The organism is Desulfosarcina sp. (assembly GCF_041551955.1).
Taxonomy (GTDB): domain Bacteria; phylum Desulfobacterota; class Desulfobacteria; order Desulfobacterales; family Desulfosarcinaceae; genus Desulfosarcina.
On record NZ_JBFELV010000045.1, the window covers coordinates 1 to 19372 of the forward strand.

Genomic DNA, 19372 nt, shown 5'->3' on the forward strand with positions numbered 1-19372 from the left:
TCTGGGCATCATCGCTCCCGGAAAAAAAGCGGATCTGGCGGTCCTGAGCCAGGATATCCTGAAAATTCCACCATCCCAAATCTCGGATGTACGTGTCGATATGACGATTTTCGATGGACGGATCGTATACAGGAAGTTTTAAGTGTTAAGTTTTAAGTGATTAAGTTAATGTATGCTGTCTGTTATATAGGATCACAATTTCTGATGGGATAATGGAGGTCGATTGGACACCCATTTATGAATCGAGTCCCATCCTGCACGTAACACCATTAAATTTCCGGAGACCCCATGCCAAAAACCGCCGACCGATTAACCCTGTTCACCGAGTCGGTCATTCGCGAAATGACCCGGGTCGCCAACCGATACGGTGCCATCAACCTGTCCCAGGGCTTTCCCGATGCCGACCCGCCGCCCGATGTATTGGCTGCCGGCAAAAAAGCCATGGCCGAAGGCCCCCACCAATACGCCGTCACCTGGGGTGCCCCGCGTTTCCGGCAGGCACTGGTCGACAAGCAGCGCCACTGGATGGGCCTCGATCTGGATCCCGAGGCCCACGTGGTGGTGACCTGCGGCTGCACCGAAGCCATGATGAGTGCCATGATGACCGCCTGCAACCCCGGTGAGAAGGTCATTATCTTCTCTCCCTTTTACGAGAACTACGGGGCGGACACCATCCTCAGCGGCGCCCAGCCCGTTTACGTTCCCCTGCACCCCCCGGATTACCATTTCGATTTGAATGAACTGCGGTCCGCCTTCATGCAAAGGCCAAAGGCCATTGTCTTGTGCAATCCGTCGAATCCTTCCGGCAAAGTCTTTTCCCTGGAGGAACTTGAAACGATCGCCGACCTTGCCAAGGAGTTCGACGCCTTTGTCATCACCGACGAAGTCTATGAGCATATCGTTTACCGCCCCCATCGTCACCACTATATGGCATCCCTGCCGGAGATGTTCGAACGGACCATTTCCTGCAGTTCCCTTTCCAAGACCTACAACATGACCGGATGGCGGTTGGGCTATGTGATCGGACCGGAATCGGTCATCGCCGGTGCACGCAAGGTGCATGATTTTCTCACCGTGGGTGCCGCCGCCCCGCTGCAGGAAGCCGCCGTCACCGCCCTAAAACTGCCATTGAACTACTATGAGCAACTCACGGCGGACTATACACGCAAAAGAGACCTGTTTCTGGGATATCTGGATGCCGCCGGGCTCTCTTATACCAAGCCCCAGGGCGCCTACTATGTGATGGTGGATTGTTCCGCCTTCGGCGTGACCGACGACAATGAATTCTGCCGCTGGATGGCCAGGGAGGTGGGGGTGGCTGCCGTGCCCGGCTCCAGTTTCTTCCGCGAGCCGGTTAACCACCTGATCCGGCTTCACTTTTCACGATCCGAAGCGATTCTGGCCGAAACCGGCTTGCGGCTGAAAAAGCTGAAATCGATGATAAAGTAGGCAATTGAGCAGGGCGAAAAAATTGATCGCATCGGTCCCCACCAGGCCCTGGAAGGGTTTTAAGTCTTCCTCTATGCCCATTGCATTCACTCACCATCCCTGTCCGATTCAGCCTGTTCCTGTTTCTTCCTCAGCACATACCCGGTATCCGGTAGAATATCCTGGAATGCCTGTCCGTATATTTCCCAGACCGTCACGAAGAGCGCGGCGATGATGGGGCCGATGATCACCCCCACCATGCCGAACATGAAAATCCCCCCCATGGTGCCGAAAAAGATCATCAATTCGTGCATCTGCGTATCCTTGCCGACCAGGATCGGCCTGAGCAGGTTGTCCAGGCTGCCGACCACGAGCCCGCAGAACACAAACAACCCGATCGCCTTGCCGACGGCCCCGCCAAATCCCAATATGAGCGCTACCGGCACCCAAACGAGGGCGGTGCCAACACTGGGAATGATCGACAGCACCACCATGATCACGCCCCAGAACGCTGCGCTGGGAACACCCACTGTCCAGAAGGCCAAACCGGCCAATCCCCCCTGGAGAATCCCGATAACGGCTGTACCCTTCAATGTCGCGCGCGTCACCGATGTGAAGCGATCGAGCATCTGCTGCTCGTCATGATCCTGCAGCGGCAGGTAATAAAGGATTTTCTCCAGCAGTTTATCCCCGTCCATCAGGAAAAAATACATCGTGTAAAGCCACACGAAGAGCATGAACAGTAAATTAACCGCCCCCATGGCTGCCGATGAGAGGTTGTTGACCAGGAACTGGCTGATGCTGCCGAACAGTTCGCCGGCCTTGCGCAGGATCAGTTCGCTGTGGGGGGCAATTTTATCGTAGTAGGGAATGGTTTCTAAAAACTCGGATAGGGCACCCGGCTGGCTGAGCTGTGTCTTTACCCACGGCACGGCGGTCTGGCTGACTTTGATGGCCTGTCCGGTCACCACCCCCGTAAGTACGCCCAAGGGAAGGACCACAACGATCATGATCAGCAGCAGGGTCAAGATCGAGGCCAGGCTGCGCCGGCCTTTCAACGTTTTTTCGAGCCATTGGTAAATGGGAAGGGACAATGCCGAAAAGATGCCTGCCAGAAATATGGCCATCAAAAAGGATCGTATCATCGAGAGAAAAACGGCCGAAATAAATACGACCAGCAGAACGACAACGAACTGATTCACTCTGTCTTCGCGCATGATAGCCTTGCTCCGTAATGATTCTCGGCCTGATGAATGGCCATTACAATGGTTGATTAATCGTAAGAAATAATAGGCTTACCTTAAATGGTGTCGGATTTCAAACCGTTGCTTTGACATGCGGTCATTTGGGTACTGGGTGGGATAAAAAACAGGTAACCGGTGAAAGAGGCGATGATCGAGTAGGTATTCGCCCAAAGGTGTAGATGCGTCATTGGAAACCACATGCGGGGCAGACCGACAAAAAAGCCTGTAGCATCTTTATTGAAGACGCTACAGGCTTTCGTTGGACAACCATGGAACCATTCCGATTCCAGAATGGGCAGGCTTACTGACCGGGAACGTAGGGCACTTCTAATCCCCACCATTGTTGCTCCATGGATTTTTCGATATCTTGGTCCGATGCCTCATCCGGTCCGAACAGGCTGAATTTCATGTGATCCCAATTTTTGTACATCATGTCGTGCTGCAAAAATTCTGACCTGTTTATTAAAGAAGATTGCCCACAACTCGCCAAAAAACACACCATAAAAAGCAAAACAACCAATTTTTTCATCTCCTCATCCTCCTTTTTGGTTTCACGTATTCACCAACTAACGGACCTTCTGTGCGTAGACATAATAGGGAGTTGTTGTGAAATGTCAAGATTGACATTTTTTTGTCACTACATGTGCCCAGAAATGGCAAATCCACTTTCATTCGCCTACAGCGATCACTTAACATTTTGATTATGTTATATATTATAATTTTTTGGGTTGGTCTGAAATTTGCTTAATCCAGGGATACGATATCCTGGTAAAGGAGGGTAATCACGAACCGCCGATGCATACGCTTTCAAAAATGACCATTTATAGGCGATCCATCCTGACGATGTGTCTGGTCGGTCTTTTCGTTTCCGGCTGCACCTGCACCTCGGAGCGGCTTCATCCCCACTTCCCGGACTACCGGCAGCACATGGGTGTGATGCTGGTGTTGGTGCCTGAAATCGGCATTTTTGAACAACTGCCCGACGGCAGCCGACTTTTTCAGGATATCCAGAGCCAGGAAGCGCAGCGCAACGCGCAACAATCCATTGCCCGACAACTCGAGGAACGTCACTTCAGGGTACAAAAAGCCGACACCCGCACGATGCAATCATCCGAACTTCTGGCCGTGACATCGCTCTTCAGATCGGTGAACCGTTCCATCCAGTTGCACACGTTCGGGCCTCAACCCTATCCGGCCAAATTAAACGCGTTTGAATATCATCTGGGGCCGGTCGCCGACATCCTCAAGGCCCACCACGCCGACGGCCTGGTTCTGGCCCTCGGGCATCAAACCGCCTCCGCCCAACCTGTCAAAAACTGGCTCAGCATCGCCGTCGTCGAACCGGAAGGCCGTATTATCTGGTATGGCCTGCAGGGTGACCACCATAAATTCAATCTTCAAACATCCGAAGGCTTGACAGCACTGGTGGAATCCACATTGGTCAACTTCTGGGAGCAAGGTTCATGACGCCTGTACGGCACCTGGCGGCAGGCTTGATTTTGCTTTTGGCATGGGCAACGCCGGCGGTTGCGGCACATGCAGCGGCACCAGACCAGACAACCCGATGGTGGCGGCTTGCCGCACAAGAACAAGCGGCGCTTGAACAGCGCGGCGTCGTGCTCGACGAGGCGTCCTTGTCGAGTTATCTGCAAGCCGTGGCAGCGCGTCTATGGGAACAGGTGCCCACCGACTTGCCTACACCGACCGTCAAGGTGGTCATGGATCCCCGGATGCAGGCCTATGCTTACCCCAATGGGTATTGTTTCCTATCAACCGGCATCCTCAACCGCATAGAAAACGAAGACCAACTGGCCATGATCATCGCCCATGAGATGGTTCACTATGTTCGCCAGCACACCGCCGTTCTCTACGATCATTTTCAAATGGCCTCCCACAGCACCGGGTTGCCGTACGCCGATCAGCGTCAATCGACCGGTGGACTGGCCATGAAACAAAAAATCGATGCCGCCGAATACCAGGCCGACGATGAGGGGCTGACCATACTCAAGGCCGCCGGGTATTGCGAAACCGAAGCACTGGCCCTCATGTCCAACCTGTTGGATAGCCTGCGGGACCAGGGATCGTCTGAAACCGTAGGACGGCTTGAAAGCCGCATTGAAACAATCGGGACGCGCATCGGCCGAACCCGGGATAGCGTCTCCTGCAAGTCGGCGCCCCATGGCGACCCTGGTTTTTTCCTCAACCGCATTGCACCGGCCCTAATGGCAAATGCGCAGGCCGCAATCACTTGCGGTGACTGGAACCAGGCGGATCAAAGCATCTCCAAAATTCTGGCATTGAAACCAGACAATGCCCGCGCGCACTATCTCAGAGGAGAGGTCCTTCGCCGACGAAACGATGGCGACGGCAGAAACCAGTGTATCGGATCGTATCTAAAAGCCCTGAACATTGATCCGGAATTCCCAATGGCCCATCGTGCGCTTGGAGAACTTCATTATAAGGCCGGCCGATTTCAGACGGCGAAACCCTATTTCGAAGCGTTTCTCAGCCTGGCTCCCCAGGACGATGCAATACCATTTATAAAAGGATATCTGCAGCAATGCCGGGATTAAACATGAGCAGGCCCGTGATGGTCGTCTGGATTGCGGCGACACTGATGCTGACCGCTTGTGCCGGACCGTGGCGCACGCCCCCCAATCAGCTCAGCGAGCCTTCATGGTCGATCACATCTCCCGAAGGATGGATGCATTTGAGTACCCAGGGATCGGAAATGCTTTCCAAGGATGGCCCCTATTTAGCGTATATCCTGATTCAATCGCGGCCACTGGCACAAGGGTTTCGTTTTACGCGTCAAAAATTGAACCCTGATATGCTGCCCCATGAGGCCGCCGGAGTAATAGCCGACAATATGCGCGCCGATCCACTGATCCGGCAATTGAAGTTGCTTGCCAGCGAACCGGCCATGGTAGGCGGTCGTCCAGGTTTCAGGCTGATTTACAGCTATCAGGATCCATACGGGGTAACCACCCGCACCATTTACTACGGCGTCATTTTGCCGAACCAGTTCTTTAATCTGCGGTACACCGCTGCCAACCGTTACTATTTCGATAAAGAGCTGCCCGCCTTTCATCAGGTATTTGACAGCCTCCGGTTGTCATGGATATGAAAACATAGCCAATTGACAAAAGAACAGGCATCCGTTATCTGGACCCGTATCGCCGGCCGCTGCAGGGTGGCTGCGAAGGGACACCATCGCTATTCCAGATTGTAGATGCGTTCCGTCAGGGAAAACCACTTTATTATCCGTTGCGCGGGGCTCGAAACAGGGTTTTTATTCTTTCCCGGTTTGCCCAGCGGCATCGGATAACAGACTCGCCTTCCTCACCGTGACCAGTCAAGGAGTGTGTACCTGCATGCTTAGTAAATACCGAGAGGCAAATGTAATCAGGGAGGTCGCACCGTTTAAGGTGGATGGATTGGCGATCCCTTACCCCGAGTTCGTTGCCAGGCTTTATAACCTCTGCAAGGAATTAGGTTTTCGTAAAGGATTGATCATGCCCTCCCGGGCCTTCTGTTCGGATGAGAACCAAGGCTTGCCGATCATTCTGCTGACCAAACATTTCGGCACCTTCCCTTTCAATCACGGAAGAGTCGGAGGCATCGTTTCCGTTGACCGGCATGGACCTCACTCCCAGCATGGCGAGGACCTCATGATTCTGCAGGCCAGTCACGTTGGCTACGATCCCGATACAGGGACATATGGGACGTATAGGCGCCCCCAAATGACCGGACGGTGCCTGTCCGACTCCTGCGGCAAATTGATCCATGTGATAACGCCGTATTTGGATCAATACCACTTTGCCAGAGAACGCATCTTTCTGCGCAAGGATGACCAAGGTCATTGCCTGATCACCGTCAAGAATTCATTCATCGATTTTGTATCCAACCCGGTGGCGCAAGGGTTGGTGCTTCGCCTGAACAATATTGTCGCCGAAAACAGGATGGGCGTCATCCGACCCTTTACGTCCGCCAGCACGACGCAGACGTATGAAGTCTCCGAACCTTTTAAACGACGTCTCGACGATCAGGGTTATTCCTGGCTGCCGGGCGGGGGGCAGAGCATCGGCAACCTGTTAACGTCCGATCTTTTTTACTTCAGACAGGATTTTCACGAAACCGACGACTCTATTTTACTGGAAAGAAACCTGATTGAATTTATGCCCGATATTGTCAGCGCCACATTCCCGCCCTTGCGTGCCGCCAAGACAAATATCCAGCTCGAATTCGCCAGGGTTGTTGAATCGATCCGAAGAAGCGATGACTATAAGGGGAGGACCCTGCTCTATATTGCCGGCTTGAATATCGACATTTCTGAAAATGAAGAACTGCCGGTAATGAACTACTTTGTGCCCTGGGCTGCGCATGTCCAGTTGAAAGATGGAACACCTGAGAAATTCATGCATCCCATCGAACAGGACGCGCTTTATGCAAAACTCATGGCGCAGAGCCCAGAGAACCTTGACCAGATCGATCTAAAAGAGAATATCCGACGCATTTTGAAAACACCGCGACTGGATATCAGGTCATCAAGGTAAGTTTGGGAAGAATAGAGAACTAAGCCGATTGTTGAAGGCGGTGCGCGTCCAGCGCCTTGTGCAGTGTTTTTACGGCCAGTTGGATGCAGTGGTGCTTTTTTACGGGGATCTCCTGCAGTACCTGGTAAACCGTACCGTCATTGATGGATCGGGCGTAATCCAGGTCCTTGCCCTTGATCAGGTCCACGACCGCCATGGCGGCGGATATGGCTCCCGCACATCCCATGACCTGGTATTTCGCATCACCCACCACGCCATTGTCCATCTTGATGTAAATCCCCATGGTGTCGCCGCAGGTGCCGGTCATCTCCGAGATGATGTCCGCATCGGGGATCTGACCCATGTGAGGCTTATTAAGGTAATAGTCGATGGCCGTTTTGGAATAGCCTGATGCGTTGAGCATCTCTTCGATGGCTTTGGTTTCAGCAGAAGTTCCCGCCTGGATTGATGTCATGTCCCGTTCCTCAGCGATAATAGTGATGGTTACACAAGGAAAGGGAACGAATAAACCTTTCTGTTATCGGTGTCAAGATGTTGCCTTAAAATATGGATGAATCTGATTAGTTAGGGCGTAACGATCACGCAAACGCCTGATTTCCCAGCATGGGGTGGCCAGCTGAAGCACGTTTTCAGGTTGGTTAATAGCGCTAAAAATCGATTAAAATACGACCCGTCCATCCTGGGATAGCGGGCGATCGTTCCCCTTGACGGCCCCACCCCCTCTTGGACTCCCATCCGATACCTTCGGCCGGGTTTCCATCCATCAGGCACCTAGCCGAAGTCGCTCTTGGTCCAGGATGTGGTTGCCGATGCGGGTCACCAACTTCAATCCCAGACCGGTGTCATCCTGGCGCACCACTTTGCCGGTAACCTTCACCGGCGAACGGCTGGGAAAAGTGATGACACCCCGAACAAGGCGTAAACCGGCCATGGCAGCATCCGGTTCCAGGCGCATGCCCACTGTGCTCAGGTCGAGAACGGGAATCGTTCGACCGTCAATGGAAAGCCAAGGGCACTGGCCTGCCGGGTAGCTCACGCGATGGTGTTGCCGCCTCTCCGTGTTTGCGGCGGCACCCGGCAATGTGGACCTGCTGACCTGCGACGGCTCCGGATCCCGGTTTCTGGCCTTTAGGGATGCCTCGATTTCCAACAAGTCGGACATGATCTGTTGCCGGGCGATCGTTTCCCCCTCAACCGCCTGATTGGACGGATACCGACCCTCGGACATCGCGGACGAAGGAACATCCACCCCGGCATTCTGCTTTTCCATCGTTGTGGTGGTGTCCTGGAACATCCTCATCCGGCTGCGGACCTCCACCAGGGTATGGGTCAACGCTTTCAGCCGAACCGTTTCCTTTTCCAGGCGGTCTTCGGCGCAAACCGCTTCAGCAGCGGCTGTCTCCTCGGATTTTTTGACACGGCTGGCCTTTTTTTTGGCCTTTTCTGCTTCATCGGCGGCCTCCTTGGCCGCCTGTCTGGCAGCAGCAACCCGGCCGCGGGCTTTTACCGCCACGGCGATGGCGTCCTGCAAAGCCCGTTTGGCTTCGATCTCCAACAGCATCGCCCGATTTTTTGCTGATGCAGCGAAGACCAAGGCGGTCAAGGTTGCCTGCCTTGACCGTTCATACCGATATTTGGCCGCTTCCATCGTCGCCGTGGCCGATTCCACAGCCTGTTGGACAGCCGGAAGCGCCGATTCCGTCTGCTGCATCCGCCGCGAAGTGATTGAGATGGCATCTTCCACGGTTCGGGCATTCGGTTCAGGCAAGGATGGGGCGTCGCCGAGGGATGAAACATTTTCCGCCTCAGCCGACAAGTTCATGGTGAATGGAAGGTCTTGGCTTGGCGTCCCATCGACCACGGGTAATCGGGAAGGTGCGATTGCCGACGCCGGCACATTATCAGGATCCCGGTGGGACAAATAGGCCACCGCTTTTTCATAGGCGCAGACCAGCAGGTCCAGGTCCTCCTGCCGGTCTCCATGGACTCCGGCACCGGCATCCTGATGAAACCGGTCGATCATCCGGTGAAGATGGCCATATGCCTGGTTGGCGTCATCAACGGTGGCATCCGGTGGCAGATCCAGCAGTTTCAGGCTCGCTTCCAGTCCCATGTCTTCCTTTCCTTTAAAAAACAGCATCACAGTCCCACCTGCTCAGGTCCTCGTTTGGACGACAAGGTGTGTCGGCTACGGGGCTACAAGTTCCGTGCCACAAGAATGGATTGTCCAGTGGGGGGAGAAAGGACGGTTTTTCAGCCTGAAAAGAAGGTGGCCGGCAAGTCTGCAGCCGGTCCGGTGTCAAATAGATGGCAAAAGAGTCAAAAAAGCGGGGCCGATCAGGTCACCACACCGACCGTCTGGGGGGAGGTCAAATGGGTCAGGGAATGCGTTTATAGGTTTCCATGGCATTCTCGCCGGGAAAAATCAGCGTCAGCCGCTCACCGGCCTGGATGATCCTGGCATCGATGGTTTCGGTCTCCTCTCCACCGTGGCGGATCTCGAACTGGATGCCATCTGACCCCACCAACCGGTAATTTCCGGAAACGGGCATTCCTTGATTATCAACGGCATGGAACACCCCATCGGCGGAAAACCTGACGGTAGCGGTCCCATCCACGGCTTTCCAGTCCCCTATAAGAGTTGGCCTGGATAGAAGGGTTGGCCCGGAAGCACAGCCATAGGCGGCAAGGACCATCACGATCAGGGCAATCAAGCGACTGCGGCGGCAACACATGAGACGAGGGATGGTGTTCATGGTGGGCTTCCTTTTTATTTCACCGGATGTGGTGATGTTAATTGGAAGCATGAGGAAAATCAATTAAAAATCATGATGCCGCCCACCAACTTGACAAGAATCTTCGTGACTGTTAACCAAAAAATGTTGTACGTTTTGTGACAACAAAAGGATACGACATGCAGAAATCGTACAATCTGGTCAACATCGGTCTTTCTGACTATGCGATACACACCTACCTTTCACTCCTTCAACACCATCCCGTCAACGGATCTCAATTGAGCAAGCAATCGGGAATCCCCCGTGCGAGAATTTACGATATCCTGCGAACCCTGAAGCAAAGGGGTTTCGTCACGGAAGCCAGCAAAGGCATATTCGTACCCCTGCCGCCCGATGAGCTGATCAAACAATTGCGGCGGAACTATGAAGCCGACCTCGATCGCTTCGAATCCCTGGCCAAGGAAATCCAGCCGCATTCCGACCATGACTTCATCTGGACCGTATCCGGCTATCAACAGGTCATGGACAAGGCCAGAGAGATGATAGACGCCGCCCGCAGAGAGATCTACATCCGTCTATTTCCTCAGGAGGTCGAAACACTGGTCCGAGCCCTGAAAAAGGCTGAAAAAAAAGGGGTGCCGGTGAAATGCATTTTCATGGAGCCCTTTCCAAAGACCTTTTCCATTCAGGTGATTCACCCGCAGCATGAGATGGTGGAACGCAGCCTGGGCGGTCGCTCCTTTGATCTGGTGGTAGACAAGGAGGAATTTATCGGCGGGATGTTCACCAACGATAACATCGAGGCGTGTCGGATCAACTGGGGTCGCAACCGATGGTTCGTGACTGCCGGCCGGGACAGCCTGCGCCACGATTTTTTTCACTACTTCCTCTACAAAACCCACACGCTTCAAGAACCGCTGGATGACCATGAAAAAAGGCTCTACGAGATTATTTTAAATGACATGTAAGCCTGTTCTATGTTCAAACCGGGTCCTTCAGTCGTCAGGCAGCAGCAGCGAGCCGTGATGCCGTCTGAAATGTGTGGAGGCATATTTTTCCAGTTTCCACTCGGGCACGCCGCAGTCCGGACACGCCCCTTTGAACCATTTGTTGCGCAGCCATCGAGCCGCCCGGCTGTTTCTCGAGTTGCCCACCATGAAGGTTTGGCTGCAATGAGTCGTGATGCGGGCCTGGTCGCCCATGATTTCAAAGGTCTTGATACCGTGCAGGAGCCCTTTGCGCGACGGCCAGATCTTCATCTTTTCGATCAGGCGAAACAGATCCACCCGCTTTCGGTAGAAGCGTCGCTTGGGCGGTTTGGTTTTTGAGGGGCTTTCCTTCATTCGGATCTTCCATCAGACGCGGTTGATTTCAAGCCCATGGGTTGCTCACGAATGATTCGAACCGCTTGGCTGGCCATGGCGGCCACGCCGATTGGCAATGGGTCGTGCAACATCCGGCCGGTCAGTTTTTCCCGGGCATGCGGGGTGAGACCGCAGGGCATGCCAGGCGCAGAGACACGGGTATCGGCGTTGACATGGCGCGCGTGAATCACCTCCGCCGCATTGGTGGCCTCCACGATGAGTCGATGGGTCGACAATGCCGTGTCCGGATCAGGCGCCACCCGAATGGTCGAATGGAACGCACCTTGAACCCATCCTGCCAGGTCGGCCGCCTTTTGTGCCACCCGATCGACCACGCTGACCCTGGCCTTGCGCATCAACAGTGACTCGACCGACCACCGTCCCACGGGTCCGCACCCGATCACCAGCACATCCTTGCCGTCCAGGCCGCCGGCCATCAGGTCTAAGCCGGCCACAAATCCCGCGGCCGTAGCGCGGGAATTGTCCACGGTTTTTCCCTGGCGGGGACAAAAGGCCACGAAACGGTCGTCGTCGGCAGCCAGAATCACCTGGGCTCCGGCATCGACGGCTTCGGCAAAACCTGACACGTCCGAATACCCGGTGACAAACGCATCGAATCCCAGGTGGACGAGGATGCCGCAGACCGTCTCGGCAAAACCGGAGATGATGCCAAGACCGCTGCGGATGGGCACCACGGCCATACGGATCGATGGGGCGGCACCGCGAAGCCTTGTAACATCGCCAATTCCGGCCGCCGCCGCACCGATGCCAAGCAGGGACCGCCCCGTCGCCGACACCAGATAGCGGTCGTAACGGTTCAGTTGGTAGCGGATATCCTGGATATCCTGGGTGGTCAGTCGGGTCATGCCGCGTACTCCTGGCTGTGGCCCACGACCTCCTCGAGACCGAAACGTCGCCGGATCGCGGTTAGCACCCGGTTGCGTTTATCCACGGCAAGGTGCCGCGTTGCGGCGGTGACGATCAGGGTGGCCACCCATTCAGGCGACCCTTGCCGATAGCTGGTAATGGCCTCATCCGCCCCGAAGAATCCGGGCATCCGTTCAAGGGGGCCGGCACCGGCCATGATATGCTCGCCTTCGACGAACATCGCCCGGTTCGTGACGCGGATATGCTCGAGAATCGCACCCCGGGCGGGCACGGACGCCCCCGGCGGGGACGCTTTTCCAGACAGAAAGAGATCTGCCAGCTTGTCGAATAGGTTCCAACCCGTTGACGCATGGACGCACAGGGGTGTCTGGCTGGGAAAGCGAGCATCGATCTCCAGCACCTTGAAGCGGCCCTCGTGAAGGATCACTTCCACATCCATCAACCCCGTGAGCCGGATGGCCTGGGCAATGTCAACGGAAAGCGTTTCGATTTCACGGACCTGTGCGGCGGTCAACCGGCACGGTGCGGCCACCGCCTTGCAGTCGTAGGTCGCGTCCATGAAGAGCTGGGTGACCTGAAGCGGCACGTAGTTGCCCGGCCTGCCAATCAATTCAAGGGAAAAGGACGGCCCCTGGAGATACTGCTGGAAAACCCATCCATCGTCCGGAAATCCATTCGGGAACAGCACCTCGGCATCGCTTGGGCCGTTCAGGATGGCCACCCCGTCGCTGCCGCTGGCACGGCTGGGTTTGGCCACCATCGGGAACCCGCACCGCGGCCATGGTTCGGGGGCGGGGATGCCCAGGGAGGCAAACAACCGGTCCGAATCGATTTTAGAGCTGGAGACGGCATAGGCCGTCGGGTCGAATGCAACCGGCACCTTGCGGCCACGGCCCCATCTCACCAGGCTATCCAGGGCCGCTCGATCTTCAAGCGCCGGAATGACGATGTCAACATCTTTCAATGCTTGGTCTACAGCGGTGGTCTGTCGGACATCCAATTGGAGGAAGCGGTCGCACAGCCGCTGGGCCGGGACGTGGGTTCGGCGGTCGACCACAAGGGTCCGCCAACCGGCGTAATGGGCCAGGCAGGCCAACTCCACCCCCTGAAGCCGGCCGCCGACGATGGCAGCTAACATGCCTGGGCCAGCCTTTGATCATGAAAACAGGCACTGCGTTTGCGTTCGGCGACCCAGCGCCGGTACTGATCGGCCGTCGCCGGTTGGAGTCCGCAGGTGCGAAGGATCGGTGCGATGCCTTCCACGCTGCGTCGTCCGTCTTCGATATCTAGACCGCTCTGGGCCACACCGGCCAAGCCCCGGCCCGGTGGAATCAGCGACGTGACCACATTGGCACCGGCTTCCAACCGAAGCTTCAGGCCGGCTAGGCCACCCACATCCAGTGAGGCCGGGATGAGCAAACCGGGGAAAGCGATGCGCATCAGGGCGATGGCGATACATTCCCGCAGGGAGGAAGCGGGCGGCACGTCCTTCATGGGGGTTCCGGCTTGGGGGACGAAGGACATCACCCGTACCTGATCGGCGCCCAGGCGGGACATGGCATCGAGGGAATGGACCAGGTCGCGCGAGGTTTCGCCGACGCCGCAAAGCAGCCCCTCCTCCACAAGCAGGCCCCTGGCTTTAGCCGCCACCTTGCTCCGGCAGCGGGCTTCGAAGCGTTGCCCCACACGCAACTGATCGAACAGCTGCCGGTTGTGGGTCTCCTGATAGCAAGCGTACCAATCGGCGCCGGCAGCGGCCAGCTTGTCGAGGATCGCATCTGGAACCACGCCCACGGAAGCCATCACCGGCAGGTTGGTCTCCGCTCTGACGGATCGCACCGCGTCGATCACCGGGGCGAAGCCGTTCTCTTTATCGGTGTAAAAACAGGGATCTTCACCGGCGGTCAGGTCGATGAGGTGGACGCCCGAACGGGCCAGCTGCCGGGCGGATTCGGCAATCTCGGCCGGTGACTTGCGATAGCGGATCGCTCGGGTGTTGGTCTTGCGGTAGAGACAAAAGCTGCATCGGTTGCGGCAGTAGGTGCTGATGTACAAAAACCCATACAGAAACACCCGGTTGCCGAAATGGCGCTCGCGCCGTCGCCTGGCAGCGGCAAACAGCTTTTCCAGCAGGCTGGGCGCCGGGGAATCCAGCAGACGGATCATGGCTGCCCGGGATAGGCCGGTGCTGTCCGCCGCCTTTTCAAGACCGGCTGCAAGCCCTCTTCCGTCTTGACGATACGCACGGATACCCCTTGTCGAATGATCGTTGTTCACGTCGGTCTAACCTTATCTTTTCAAATGGTGTTTGCTTGGTGACCGGTGTAATTTTAGACGGCTTTGTAAAAAGTTCAAGATCAAGGCGTGCAAATTCCGAGGAGCGAGGCGTACTTGGTCGTACGCCGCAGTGACGAGAAATGCCGCACAACGCCGATATTGGATTTTTTACGAAGTCGTCAAATGTTCAGGCGGACACCGTCCAGATACGAAATGCTCCGGCCGAAGCGAGACAGATGGGAGCCCCCTTCGGCGGCCATGAGCAGACGCTCCAGTCCGAAACCGATGCCCACCCAGGTATCGGCAATGCGCCAGGCTCGATCGAGGGGATGGGGGCCCATGGCCCCCGAGCCCAGTTCCAGCCCGTCGGCCTCGGCGACCACGTCCAGGGTAGAGCCATATACCGCCGACGTTTCCGATTCCAATCGATAGTCGGGGATGCCGGCGCGGTCCATGATCAGGGCGGCGAGGCTGTCCAGGCGCTGCCGGCGCTGGTCTTCAGGCAGCCCGAACTCGCACAGGTTCAGCATGGTAAACTCGGCGGCATGTCTGGCTCCCGTCGTCTCTTTGCGAAAGCAGGGTCCCACTTCGAAGATCCGGACCGGCTTTTCCCATAACCGAAGCAGATCCTTGACCACATAATACAGGTGGGGAGCTAGCATGGGACGCAGGCATTTGTCCCTGTCCACCCAATAGACCTGTTCGAACAAGGGATGATCGGCCGTGATCGACATCCTGGCCAGCAGCCCCCTGGACATCAGCACGGGCGTGGATACCTGGACAAAACCATGGGCCACCAGCGTTTCCACCAGCACGGTTTCCAAGCGGCACAACCGGGGACGCCGGGCACCGCTGCGCAGGGCGTCAAGCTGACGGCGGTGGACCGCGACGCGCTCTTTTTCCAACGTCTGGAATGCCTGGTTACGCTGGCCAGCATCGTCGAATGTCCGCGCCAGGGTCTCGGCGTCCGCATCCAGTTCCATCAAACGATGGCGTTGGATTTCCGTCCAATTGAGGTTCATAATGGGTTCAGGGTTAAGACCGTTAGGATCGTTGGAAGGCCCTACCAGCTTGCCTGCTGTTCACTGTTCACTGTTCACTGTTCACCGTTCACCGTTCACCGTTCCGGGTTCCAGCCATCGTAGCTGGGTGGGCTGCGCCCACCAATAGGCAGAAGACCTTAACCCTAAACGTTGAACCCGGAACCGTTGAATCCGTAAACGGATTCAAATGGCGGGGAGTCCCGGAGTCGCACCGAGCTACGTGGATTTAGAGTCCACGCGATCACCTGTCGATCCACCCCCCGCAATCGGCGGTACCGTTTCACACCTTTAACCGTTTTTCAAGCCATATGAATCGAGTGGTCGCCGGCCTGAATTCCCTTGACACCATTCCACCGGGCTGATAAATGTTGCCCTGTTTATGGCAACAAAATTACAGCCCATTATAACCCCTTCTATTTAATATTTAATTCTTGTTCGCTTGGCCTGCCGACCGGGGCAAACAGGACCGTAAAGGAGATCCATTCATGAAGCGGATTTTGATATTGGGTGCGGGCCTGGTGGCAAAGCCTGCGGTTCGTTACCTGCTCGAAAAAAATGGGATGCAGGTGGTCCTTGCCGACCAGAAGATGGACAAGGCCGAAGCCATCATCGCCGGGCATGCCAATGGCAAGGCCGTTGGCATGGACGTCAAAGACGAGACGCTGTTGGCACGGCTGGTGTCGACGGTCGACATTGTGGTCAGCCTGCTGCCATGGACCCTGCATCCAGTCATTGCCCGCCTCTGCCTGACCCACGGCAAACACCTGGTCACCGCCTCCTATGTCAAAGAGGAGATGCAAACCCTCCATACGTCGGCCAGGGAAAAGGGCCTGATCTTTCTCAACGAGGTGGGCGTGGACCCGGGCCTGGATCACATGTCAGCCATGCAGATCATCGATAAGGTCAAACAGGACGGCGGACGCATCGACAGTTTTTTCTCCTATTGTGGCGGTCTGCCGGCGCTGGAGAGCAACAACAACCCGTTGGGCTACAAGTTCTCATGGAGTCCCGAAGGCGCCATGCTGGCGGCAACCAACGATGGGCGCTACATGGAGCACGGCAAAATCAATGACGTGCCCGGAGACGAGCTTTTCAAGCACTACTGGCTGAAGAGCGTTCCCGGCGCCGGTGTCTTTGAAGCCTACGTCAACCGCGACGCGCTGCCCTACCTGAACATTTACGGCATCGAGGATGCCGCCGGCATCTATCGCGGAACCTTGCGCAACATCGGCTACTGCGAAACCTGGGATTTCATCAAGCAGTTGGGGCTGCTCAACCGGAAGATGAAGTTCGACTTCGATGAAGTCAGCCCCCGCGAAGTGCTGGCCAACATCGTCAACTGCCGCTCGACGGATCTGCGCAAGGGTGTGTCCGCCTACCTCAATATTCCGGAGCACTCCCTGACCCTCAAAAAACTGGAGTGGCTGGGCCTCCTGTCGGACCGCAAATTGAAAATCGGCACGGCGTCGGTCTTCGACATGTTCGCCCACACGCTGAAAAACCGCCTGGTGTACGACGAGGGTGAAATGGACCTGCTGGTGATGCACCACGAATTCGAAGCCATCTATCCCGGCTTGCCCCGCCAGCGCATCCAATCCACCCTCATCGACTGCGGCATTCCCGGCAAGGACAGCTCCATGTCGCGCACCGTGGGATACCCGGTAGGCATCGCCGCCAGCTTGCTGGCCCAGGAGAAGATCACCCTGACCGGCGTGCTCAGACCGGTCCACCCGCAGATCTATGAACCCATCCTGGCGGAATGCCGGCGCCTGGACATCTGTTTCAAGGAGCGGCGATCCAACCTGGATGCCGACGAACGCAGCTATTGGGGAGATTGACGATCATGAACACACTGCTGATTCGTGCCGAAGACAAGAACCGCTGGGAGCGCCGCACACCGCTCGTTCCGGTTGACCTGGAACAGATCCTGAACGACACCGGGGCCCGGGTCTTGGTGGAGCGATCGGACAAGCGATTTTTCAGTGGGGAACAATACGCGGCCGCCGGAGCCGTGGGCTGCGAGGGCATGGCCGAGGGGGATGTCATCCTCGGCGTCAAGGAGATCCCCATCGAAAAGATCGTCGACAACAAAACCTATCTTTTTTTCTCCCACACCATCAAGGGGCAAAAGGACAACATGCCCCTGCTGCAACGAATCATCGACAGCCGGTCCACGCTCATCGACTATGAGAAAATCACTGATGAAAAGGGCCGCCGCCTGATCTATTTCGGCGCTTTTGCAGGCGACGCCGGAGCCATCGACATCCTCTCGATCATGGGCGAGCACTGGGCCGAAAAGGGCATCGACACCCCATTTGCCGAGGTAAGGCGGGCGCACCAGTATGACTCGGTCGAAGCGGCCAGGGCGCACATCGCCGATATCGGCCGCATCATCCAACGCGACGGACTGCCCAGGGAATTGAGCCCCTTCACCGTAGGCATTTTAGGCTATGGCAACGTTTCCGGAGGCGCCCAGCAGATTTTCGACTGCCTGCCGACCGAGCGCATCGCGGCCGGCGAGATCAATGACTTCGTGGCCGGCGGCCGCGGTGACCGCCACAAACTTTACGTGACGGTGTTTAAAGAGCGTGACCTGGTCAGGCCCATCGCTGCTGGAGTGGACTTCGACCTACAGGACTATTTCGATCACCCGGAACGCTACGAGAGCCGCTTCGAGCACTTCCTGCCCAGTCTCACCCTGTTGGTCAACGCGGTATACTGGGAAAAGCGCTACCCTCGATTTGTCACCTGGGCGGGTTTGAAACGCCTGAGCGAAACCACCCGGACACGCAAACTCAGCGGCATCGCCGACATCACCTGTGACACCTTCGGTTCGATCGAGTGCAATGTCAAATCGACCGACAGCGACATGCCGGCCTATCGGGTCGACCCGGTCGCGGGCACCACCCATGACGGCCATCTGGGAGAAGGGATCGTATTGCTGGCCGTGGACAATCTGCCTTGTGAACTGCCCAACGATTCCTCGACGTTTTTCAGCAATCAGCTCAAACCGTTCATACCCGGCTTGCTGGCGGCCGATTACGACAGCTCCCTGGAAGCGTCGGGCCTGCCCCCCGAGATTCAAAAGGCGGTGATTGTTTACAACGGCAAATTGACCAGAAATTTCGAATATCTTAACACCCATCTAAAAAAAAATAAGTAAAAGGGAATTCATCAACATGCCCGCTTGATGGTATCCAAAAGACAACCCTAACAAGTGCCTGTTAAGAAATGGTCGCTTGTGGTTCAGGACGAGGCCGCAATGATGGCGAAACCGCAGGCGTAGCAGCGCTGCGTCGATGATAGCGCTGAAGCTTCACGACGTGCTCAACAGAGCCAGAACGCCGGCCTGGACTGCCAGATGCTGTTTCCGAACTGACATTCGAAGGAAATCTGCCTATGAAACGAAACTTACACCCAGGCAAGCAGCGCAACGGAGGCTTGACCCTCAACATCCTCACCGAGGACGAACTCGATGATATCCATCATGGAACACTGGATCTGCTCGAGACAACGGGTATCTATGTAGAGGGTGAGACCGCCCTGGACCGCTTCGAAAGCGCTGGCGCCGATGTGGATCGGTACAGCCGGATCGTGCGGATTCCACCCCGTCTCATCGAGGACGCCATCCGTTCGGCGCCGTCGAGAGTAATCCTGGCCGGCCGGGCCCCCAAGCACGACCTGGTACTGGAAGGCAACCGGGTGCACTTTACCAACTTCAGCGAAGGGGTAAAGATCAATGACCCACGCACCGGTGAGAACCGCACCCCAGTCAAGCAGGACCTGGTCGACACCGCCCGGGTGATCGACTACCTGGACGAGGTCGACTTTTGTGAA

The 19372-nt window shown here is 56.3% G+C and carries 20 protein-coding genes; 10 read left to right on the top strand and 10 right to left on the bottom strand.

What is annotated here, in order from left to right; translation table 11 throughout:
• The first annotated feature begins 10 nt into the window (after positions 1 to 10).
• Entirely contained in the window at positions 11 to 142 is a 132-nt protein-coding gene (locus ABYV26_RS05660) for an amidohydrolase family protein (RefSeq protein WP_372679030.1), read from the top strand.
• Positions 143 to 288: 146 nt separating this feature from the next.
• Complete coding sequence (locus ABYV26_RS05665) at positions 289 to 1449, top strand: pyridoxal phosphate-dependent aminotransferase (RefSeq protein ID WP_372678994.1); 1161 nt, start codon at positions 289 to 291, stop codon at positions 1447 to 1449.
• An 86-nt stretch (positions 1450 to 1535) separates the two neighbouring features.
• On the opposite strand, the gene ABYV26_RS05670 is transcribed toward ABYV26_RS05665, so the two are convergent.
• Together ABYV26_RS05670 and ABYV26_RS05675 are read right to left on the bottom strand one after the other, a co-directional pair.
• Positions 1536 to 2645 (bottom strand): AI-2E family transporter, encoded by a 1110-nt coding sequence (locus ABYV26_RS05670; protein ID WP_372678996.1) that lies wholly within the window; start codon positions 2643 to 2645, stop codon positions 1536 to 1538.
• A 328-nt stretch (positions 2646 to 2973) separates the two neighbouring features.
• On the bottom strand, positions 2974 to 3201 hold the full coding sequence (locus ABYV26_RS05675) for a hypothetical protein (RefSeq protein ID WP_372678997.1): 228 nt from the start codon (positions 3199 to 3201) through the stop codon (positions 2974 to 2976).
• A 284-nt stretch (positions 3202 to 3485) separates the two neighbouring features.
• On the opposite strand from ABYV26_RS05675, the gene ABYV26_RS05680 reads away from it, so the two are divergent.
• The 4 genes from ABYV26_RS05680 to ABYV26_RS05695 all read left to right on the top strand — a co-directional run bounded on the left by ABYV26_RS05680 (position 3486) and on the right by ABYV26_RS05695 (position 7228).
• A complete protein-coding gene (locus tag ABYV26_RS05680; protein ID WP_372678998.1) occupies positions 3486 to 4139 on the top strand; it encodes a hypothetical protein in 654 nt (217 codons plus the stop codon).
• Positions 4136 to 5245, top strand: a complete 1110-nt coding sequence (locus ABYV26_RS05685) for a M48 family metalloprotease (RefSeq protein ID WP_372679000.1) — start codon at positions 4136 to 4138, stop codon at positions 5243 to 5245. The genes ABYV26_RS05680 and ABYV26_RS05685 overlap by 4 nt, the downstream gene beginning before the upstream one ends.
• A 2-nt stretch (positions 5246 to 5247) precedes the next feature.
• Positions 5248 to 5799, top strand: coding sequence for a hypothetical protein (locus tag ABYV26_RS05690; protein WP_372679002.1), 552 nt, complete (start codon positions 5248 to 5250; stop codon positions 5797 to 5799).
• A gap of 247 nt (positions 5800 to 6046) precedes the next feature.
• Positions 6047 to 7228, top strand: a complete 1182-nt coding sequence (locus tag ABYV26_RS05695; protein WP_372679004.1) for a hypothetical protein — start codon at positions 6047 to 6049, stop codon at positions 7226 to 7228.
• A 19-nt stretch (positions 7229 to 7247) separates the two neighbouring features.
• Here the strand turns inward: ABYV26_RS05695 and ABYV26_RS05700 are convergent, their stop codons facing one another.
• From ABYV26_RS05700 to ABYV26_RS05710, 3 genes are all read right to left on the bottom strand, one after another.
• Complete coding sequence (locus ABYV26_RS05700) at positions 7248 to 7682, bottom strand: iron-sulfur cluster assembly scaffold protein (RefSeq protein WP_372679006.1); 435 nt, start codon at positions 7680 to 7682, stop codon at positions 7248 to 7250.
• 309 nt (positions 7683 to 7991) lie between these two features.
• Positions 7992 to 9368 (bottom strand): PilZ domain-containing protein, encoded by a 1377-nt coding sequence (locus ABYV26_RS05705; RefSeq protein WP_372679008.1) that lies wholly within the window; start codon positions 9366 to 9368, stop codon positions 7992 to 7994.
• Between the two features lie 238 nt (positions 9369 to 9606).
• On the bottom strand, positions 9607 to 9984 hold the full coding sequence (locus tag ABYV26_RS05710; RefSeq protein ID WP_372679010.1) for a hypothetical protein: 378 nt from the start codon (positions 9982 to 9984) through the stop codon (positions 9607 to 9609).
• Between the two features lie 158 nt (positions 9985 to 10142).
• Between ABYV26_RS05710 and ABYV26_RS05715 the strand changes: the two genes are divergently transcribed.
• The gene (locus ABYV26_RS05715) at positions 10143 to 10931 is read left to right on the top strand and encodes a TrmB family transcriptional regulator (RefSeq protein ID WP_372679012.1); all 789 of its coding nucleotides are present in this window, start codon (positions 10143 to 10145) and stop codon (positions 10929 to 10931) included.
• A gap of 27 nt (positions 10932 to 10958) precedes the next feature.
• Here ABYV26_RS05715 and pylSn read toward each other — a convergent pair whose 3' ends face one another.
• From pylSn to pylSc, 5 genes are all read right to left on the bottom strand, one after another.
• On the bottom strand, positions 10959 to 11306 hold the full coding sequence (gene pylSn, locus ABYV26_RS05720) for a pyrrolysine--tRNA(Pyl) ligase small subunit (protein ID WP_372679014.1): 348 nt from the start codon (positions 11304 to 11306) through the stop codon (positions 10959 to 10961).
• Positions 11303 to 12193 (bottom strand): 3-methylornithyl-N6-L-lysine dehydrogenase PylD, encoded by an 891-nt coding sequence (gene pylD / locus ABYV26_RS05725; RefSeq protein ID WP_372679016.1) that lies wholly within the window; start codon positions 12191 to 12193, stop codon positions 11303 to 11305. Before pylD ends, pylSn begins: the two co-directional genes overlap by 4 nt.
• Entirely contained in the window at positions 12190 to 13353 is a 1164-nt protein-coding gene (pylC, locus tag ABYV26_RS05730; protein WP_372679018.1) for a 3-methylornithine--L-lysine ligase PylC, read from the bottom strand. The genes pylD and pylC overlap by 4 nt, the downstream gene beginning before the upstream one ends.
• Complete coding sequence (gene pylB / locus ABYV26_RS05735; RefSeq protein WP_372679020.1) at positions 13347 to 14492, bottom strand: methylornithine synthase PylB; 1146 nt, start codon at positions 14490 to 14492, stop codon at positions 13347 to 13349. Before pylB ends, pylC begins: the two co-directional genes overlap by 7 nt.
• Positions 14493 to 14671: 179 nt before the next feature.
• Positions 14672 to 15514 carry a pyrrolysine--tRNA(Pyl) ligase large subunit gene (gene pylSc / locus ABYV26_RS05740; RefSeq protein ID WP_372679022.1) on the bottom strand — a complete coding sequence of 281 codons (843 nt, stop codon included), beginning with the start codon at positions 15512 to 15514 and terminating at the stop codon, positions 14672 to 14674.
• Between the two features lie 506 nt (positions 15515 to 16020).
• Here pylSc and ABYV26_RS05745 point away from each other — a divergent pair.
• The 3 genes from ABYV26_RS05745 to ABYV26_RS05755 form a co-directional block, all read left to right on the top strand.
• Positions 16021 to 17373, top strand: coding sequence for a saccharopine dehydrogenase C-terminal domain-containing protein (locus ABYV26_RS05745; protein WP_372679024.1), 1353 nt, complete (start codon positions 16021 to 16023; stop codon positions 17371 to 17373).
• A gap of 5 nt (positions 17374 to 17378) precedes the next feature.
• A complete protein-coding gene (locus ABYV26_RS05750) occupies positions 17379 to 18698 on the top strand; it encodes a bifunctional lysine ketoglutarate reductase /saccharopine dehydrogenase family protein (protein WP_372679026.1) in 1320 nt (439 codons plus the stop codon).
• A gap of 236 nt (positions 18699 to 18934) precedes the next feature.
• Positions 18935 to 19372 (top strand): trimethylamine methyltransferase family protein (locus ABYV26_RS05755; protein ID WP_372679028.1); only part of this gene is annotated, 438 nt, incomplete at its 3' end.

What these genes read in the sequence shown, in the direction of transcription:
- ABYV26_RS05665 (WP_372678994.1), top strand. Translation starts at nt 289, where the DNA reads ATGCCAAAAACCGCCGACCGATTAACCCTGTTCACCGAGTCGGTCATT.
- ABYV26_RS05670 (WP_372678996.1), bottom strand. Translation starts at nt 2,645, where the DNA reads ATGCGCGAAGACAGAGTGAATCAGTTCGTTGTCGTTCTGCTGGTCGTA.
- ABYV26_RS05675 (WP_372678997.1), bottom strand. Translation starts at nt 3,201, where the DNA reads ATGAAAAAATTGGTTGTTTTGCTTTTTATGGTGTGTTTTTTGGCGAGT.
- ABYV26_RS05680 (WP_372678998.1), top strand. Translation starts at nt 3,486, where the DNA reads ATGACCATTTATAGGCGATCCATCCTGACGATGTGTCTGGTCGGTCTT.
- ABYV26_RS05685 (WP_372679000.1), top strand. Translation starts at nt 4,136, where the DNA reads ATGACGCCTGTACGGCACCTGGCGGCAGGCTTGATTTTGCTTTTGGCA.
- ABYV26_RS05690 (WP_372679002.1), top strand. Translation starts at nt 5,248, where the DNA reads ATGAGCAGGCCCGTGATGGTCGTCTGGATTGCGGCGACACTGATGCTG.
- ABYV26_RS05695 (WP_372679004.1), top strand. Translation starts at nt 6,047, where the DNA reads ATGCTTAGTAAATACCGAGAGGCAAATGTAATCAGGGAGGTCGCACCG.
- ABYV26_RS05700 (WP_372679006.1), bottom strand. Translation starts at nt 7,682, where the DNA reads ATGACATCAATCCAGGCGGGAACTTCTGCTGAAACCAAAGCCATCGAA.
- ABYV26_RS05705 (WP_372679008.1), bottom strand. Translation starts at nt 9,368, where the DNA reads ATGCTGTTTTTTAAAGGAAAGGAAGACATGGGACTGGAAGCGAGCCTG.
- ABYV26_RS05710 (WP_372679010.1), bottom strand. Translation starts at nt 9,984, where the DNA reads ATGAACACCATCCCTCGTCTCATGTGTTGCCGCCGCAGTCGCTTGATT.
- ABYV26_RS05715 (WP_372679012.1), top strand. Translation starts at nt 10,143, where the DNA reads ATGCAGAAATCGTACAATCTGGTCAACATCGGTCTTTCTGACTATGCG.
- pylSn (WP_372679014.1), bottom strand. Translation starts at nt 11,306, where the DNA reads ATGAAGGAAAGCCCCTCAAAAACCAAACCGCCCAAGCGACGCTTCTAC.
- pylD (WP_372679016.1), bottom strand. Translation starts at nt 12,193, where the DNA reads ATGACCCGACTGACCACCCAGGATATCCAGGATATCCGCTACCAACTG.
- pylC (WP_372679018.1), bottom strand. Translation starts at nt 13,353, where the DNA reads ATGTTAGCTGCCATCGTCGGCGGCCGGCTTCAGGGGGTGGAGTTGGCC.
- pylSc (WP_372679022.1), bottom strand. Translation starts at nt 15,514, where the DNA reads ATGAACCTCAATTGGACGGAAATCCAACGCCATCGTTTGATGGAACTG.
- ABYV26_RS05745 (WP_372679024.1), top strand. Translation starts at nt 16,021, where the DNA reads ATGAAGCGGATTTTGATATTGGGTGCGGGCCTGGTGGCAAAGCCTGCG.
- ABYV26_RS05750 (WP_372679026.1), top strand. Translation starts at nt 17,379, where the DNA reads ATGAACACACTGCTGATTCGTGCCGAAGACAAGAACCGCTGGGAGCGC.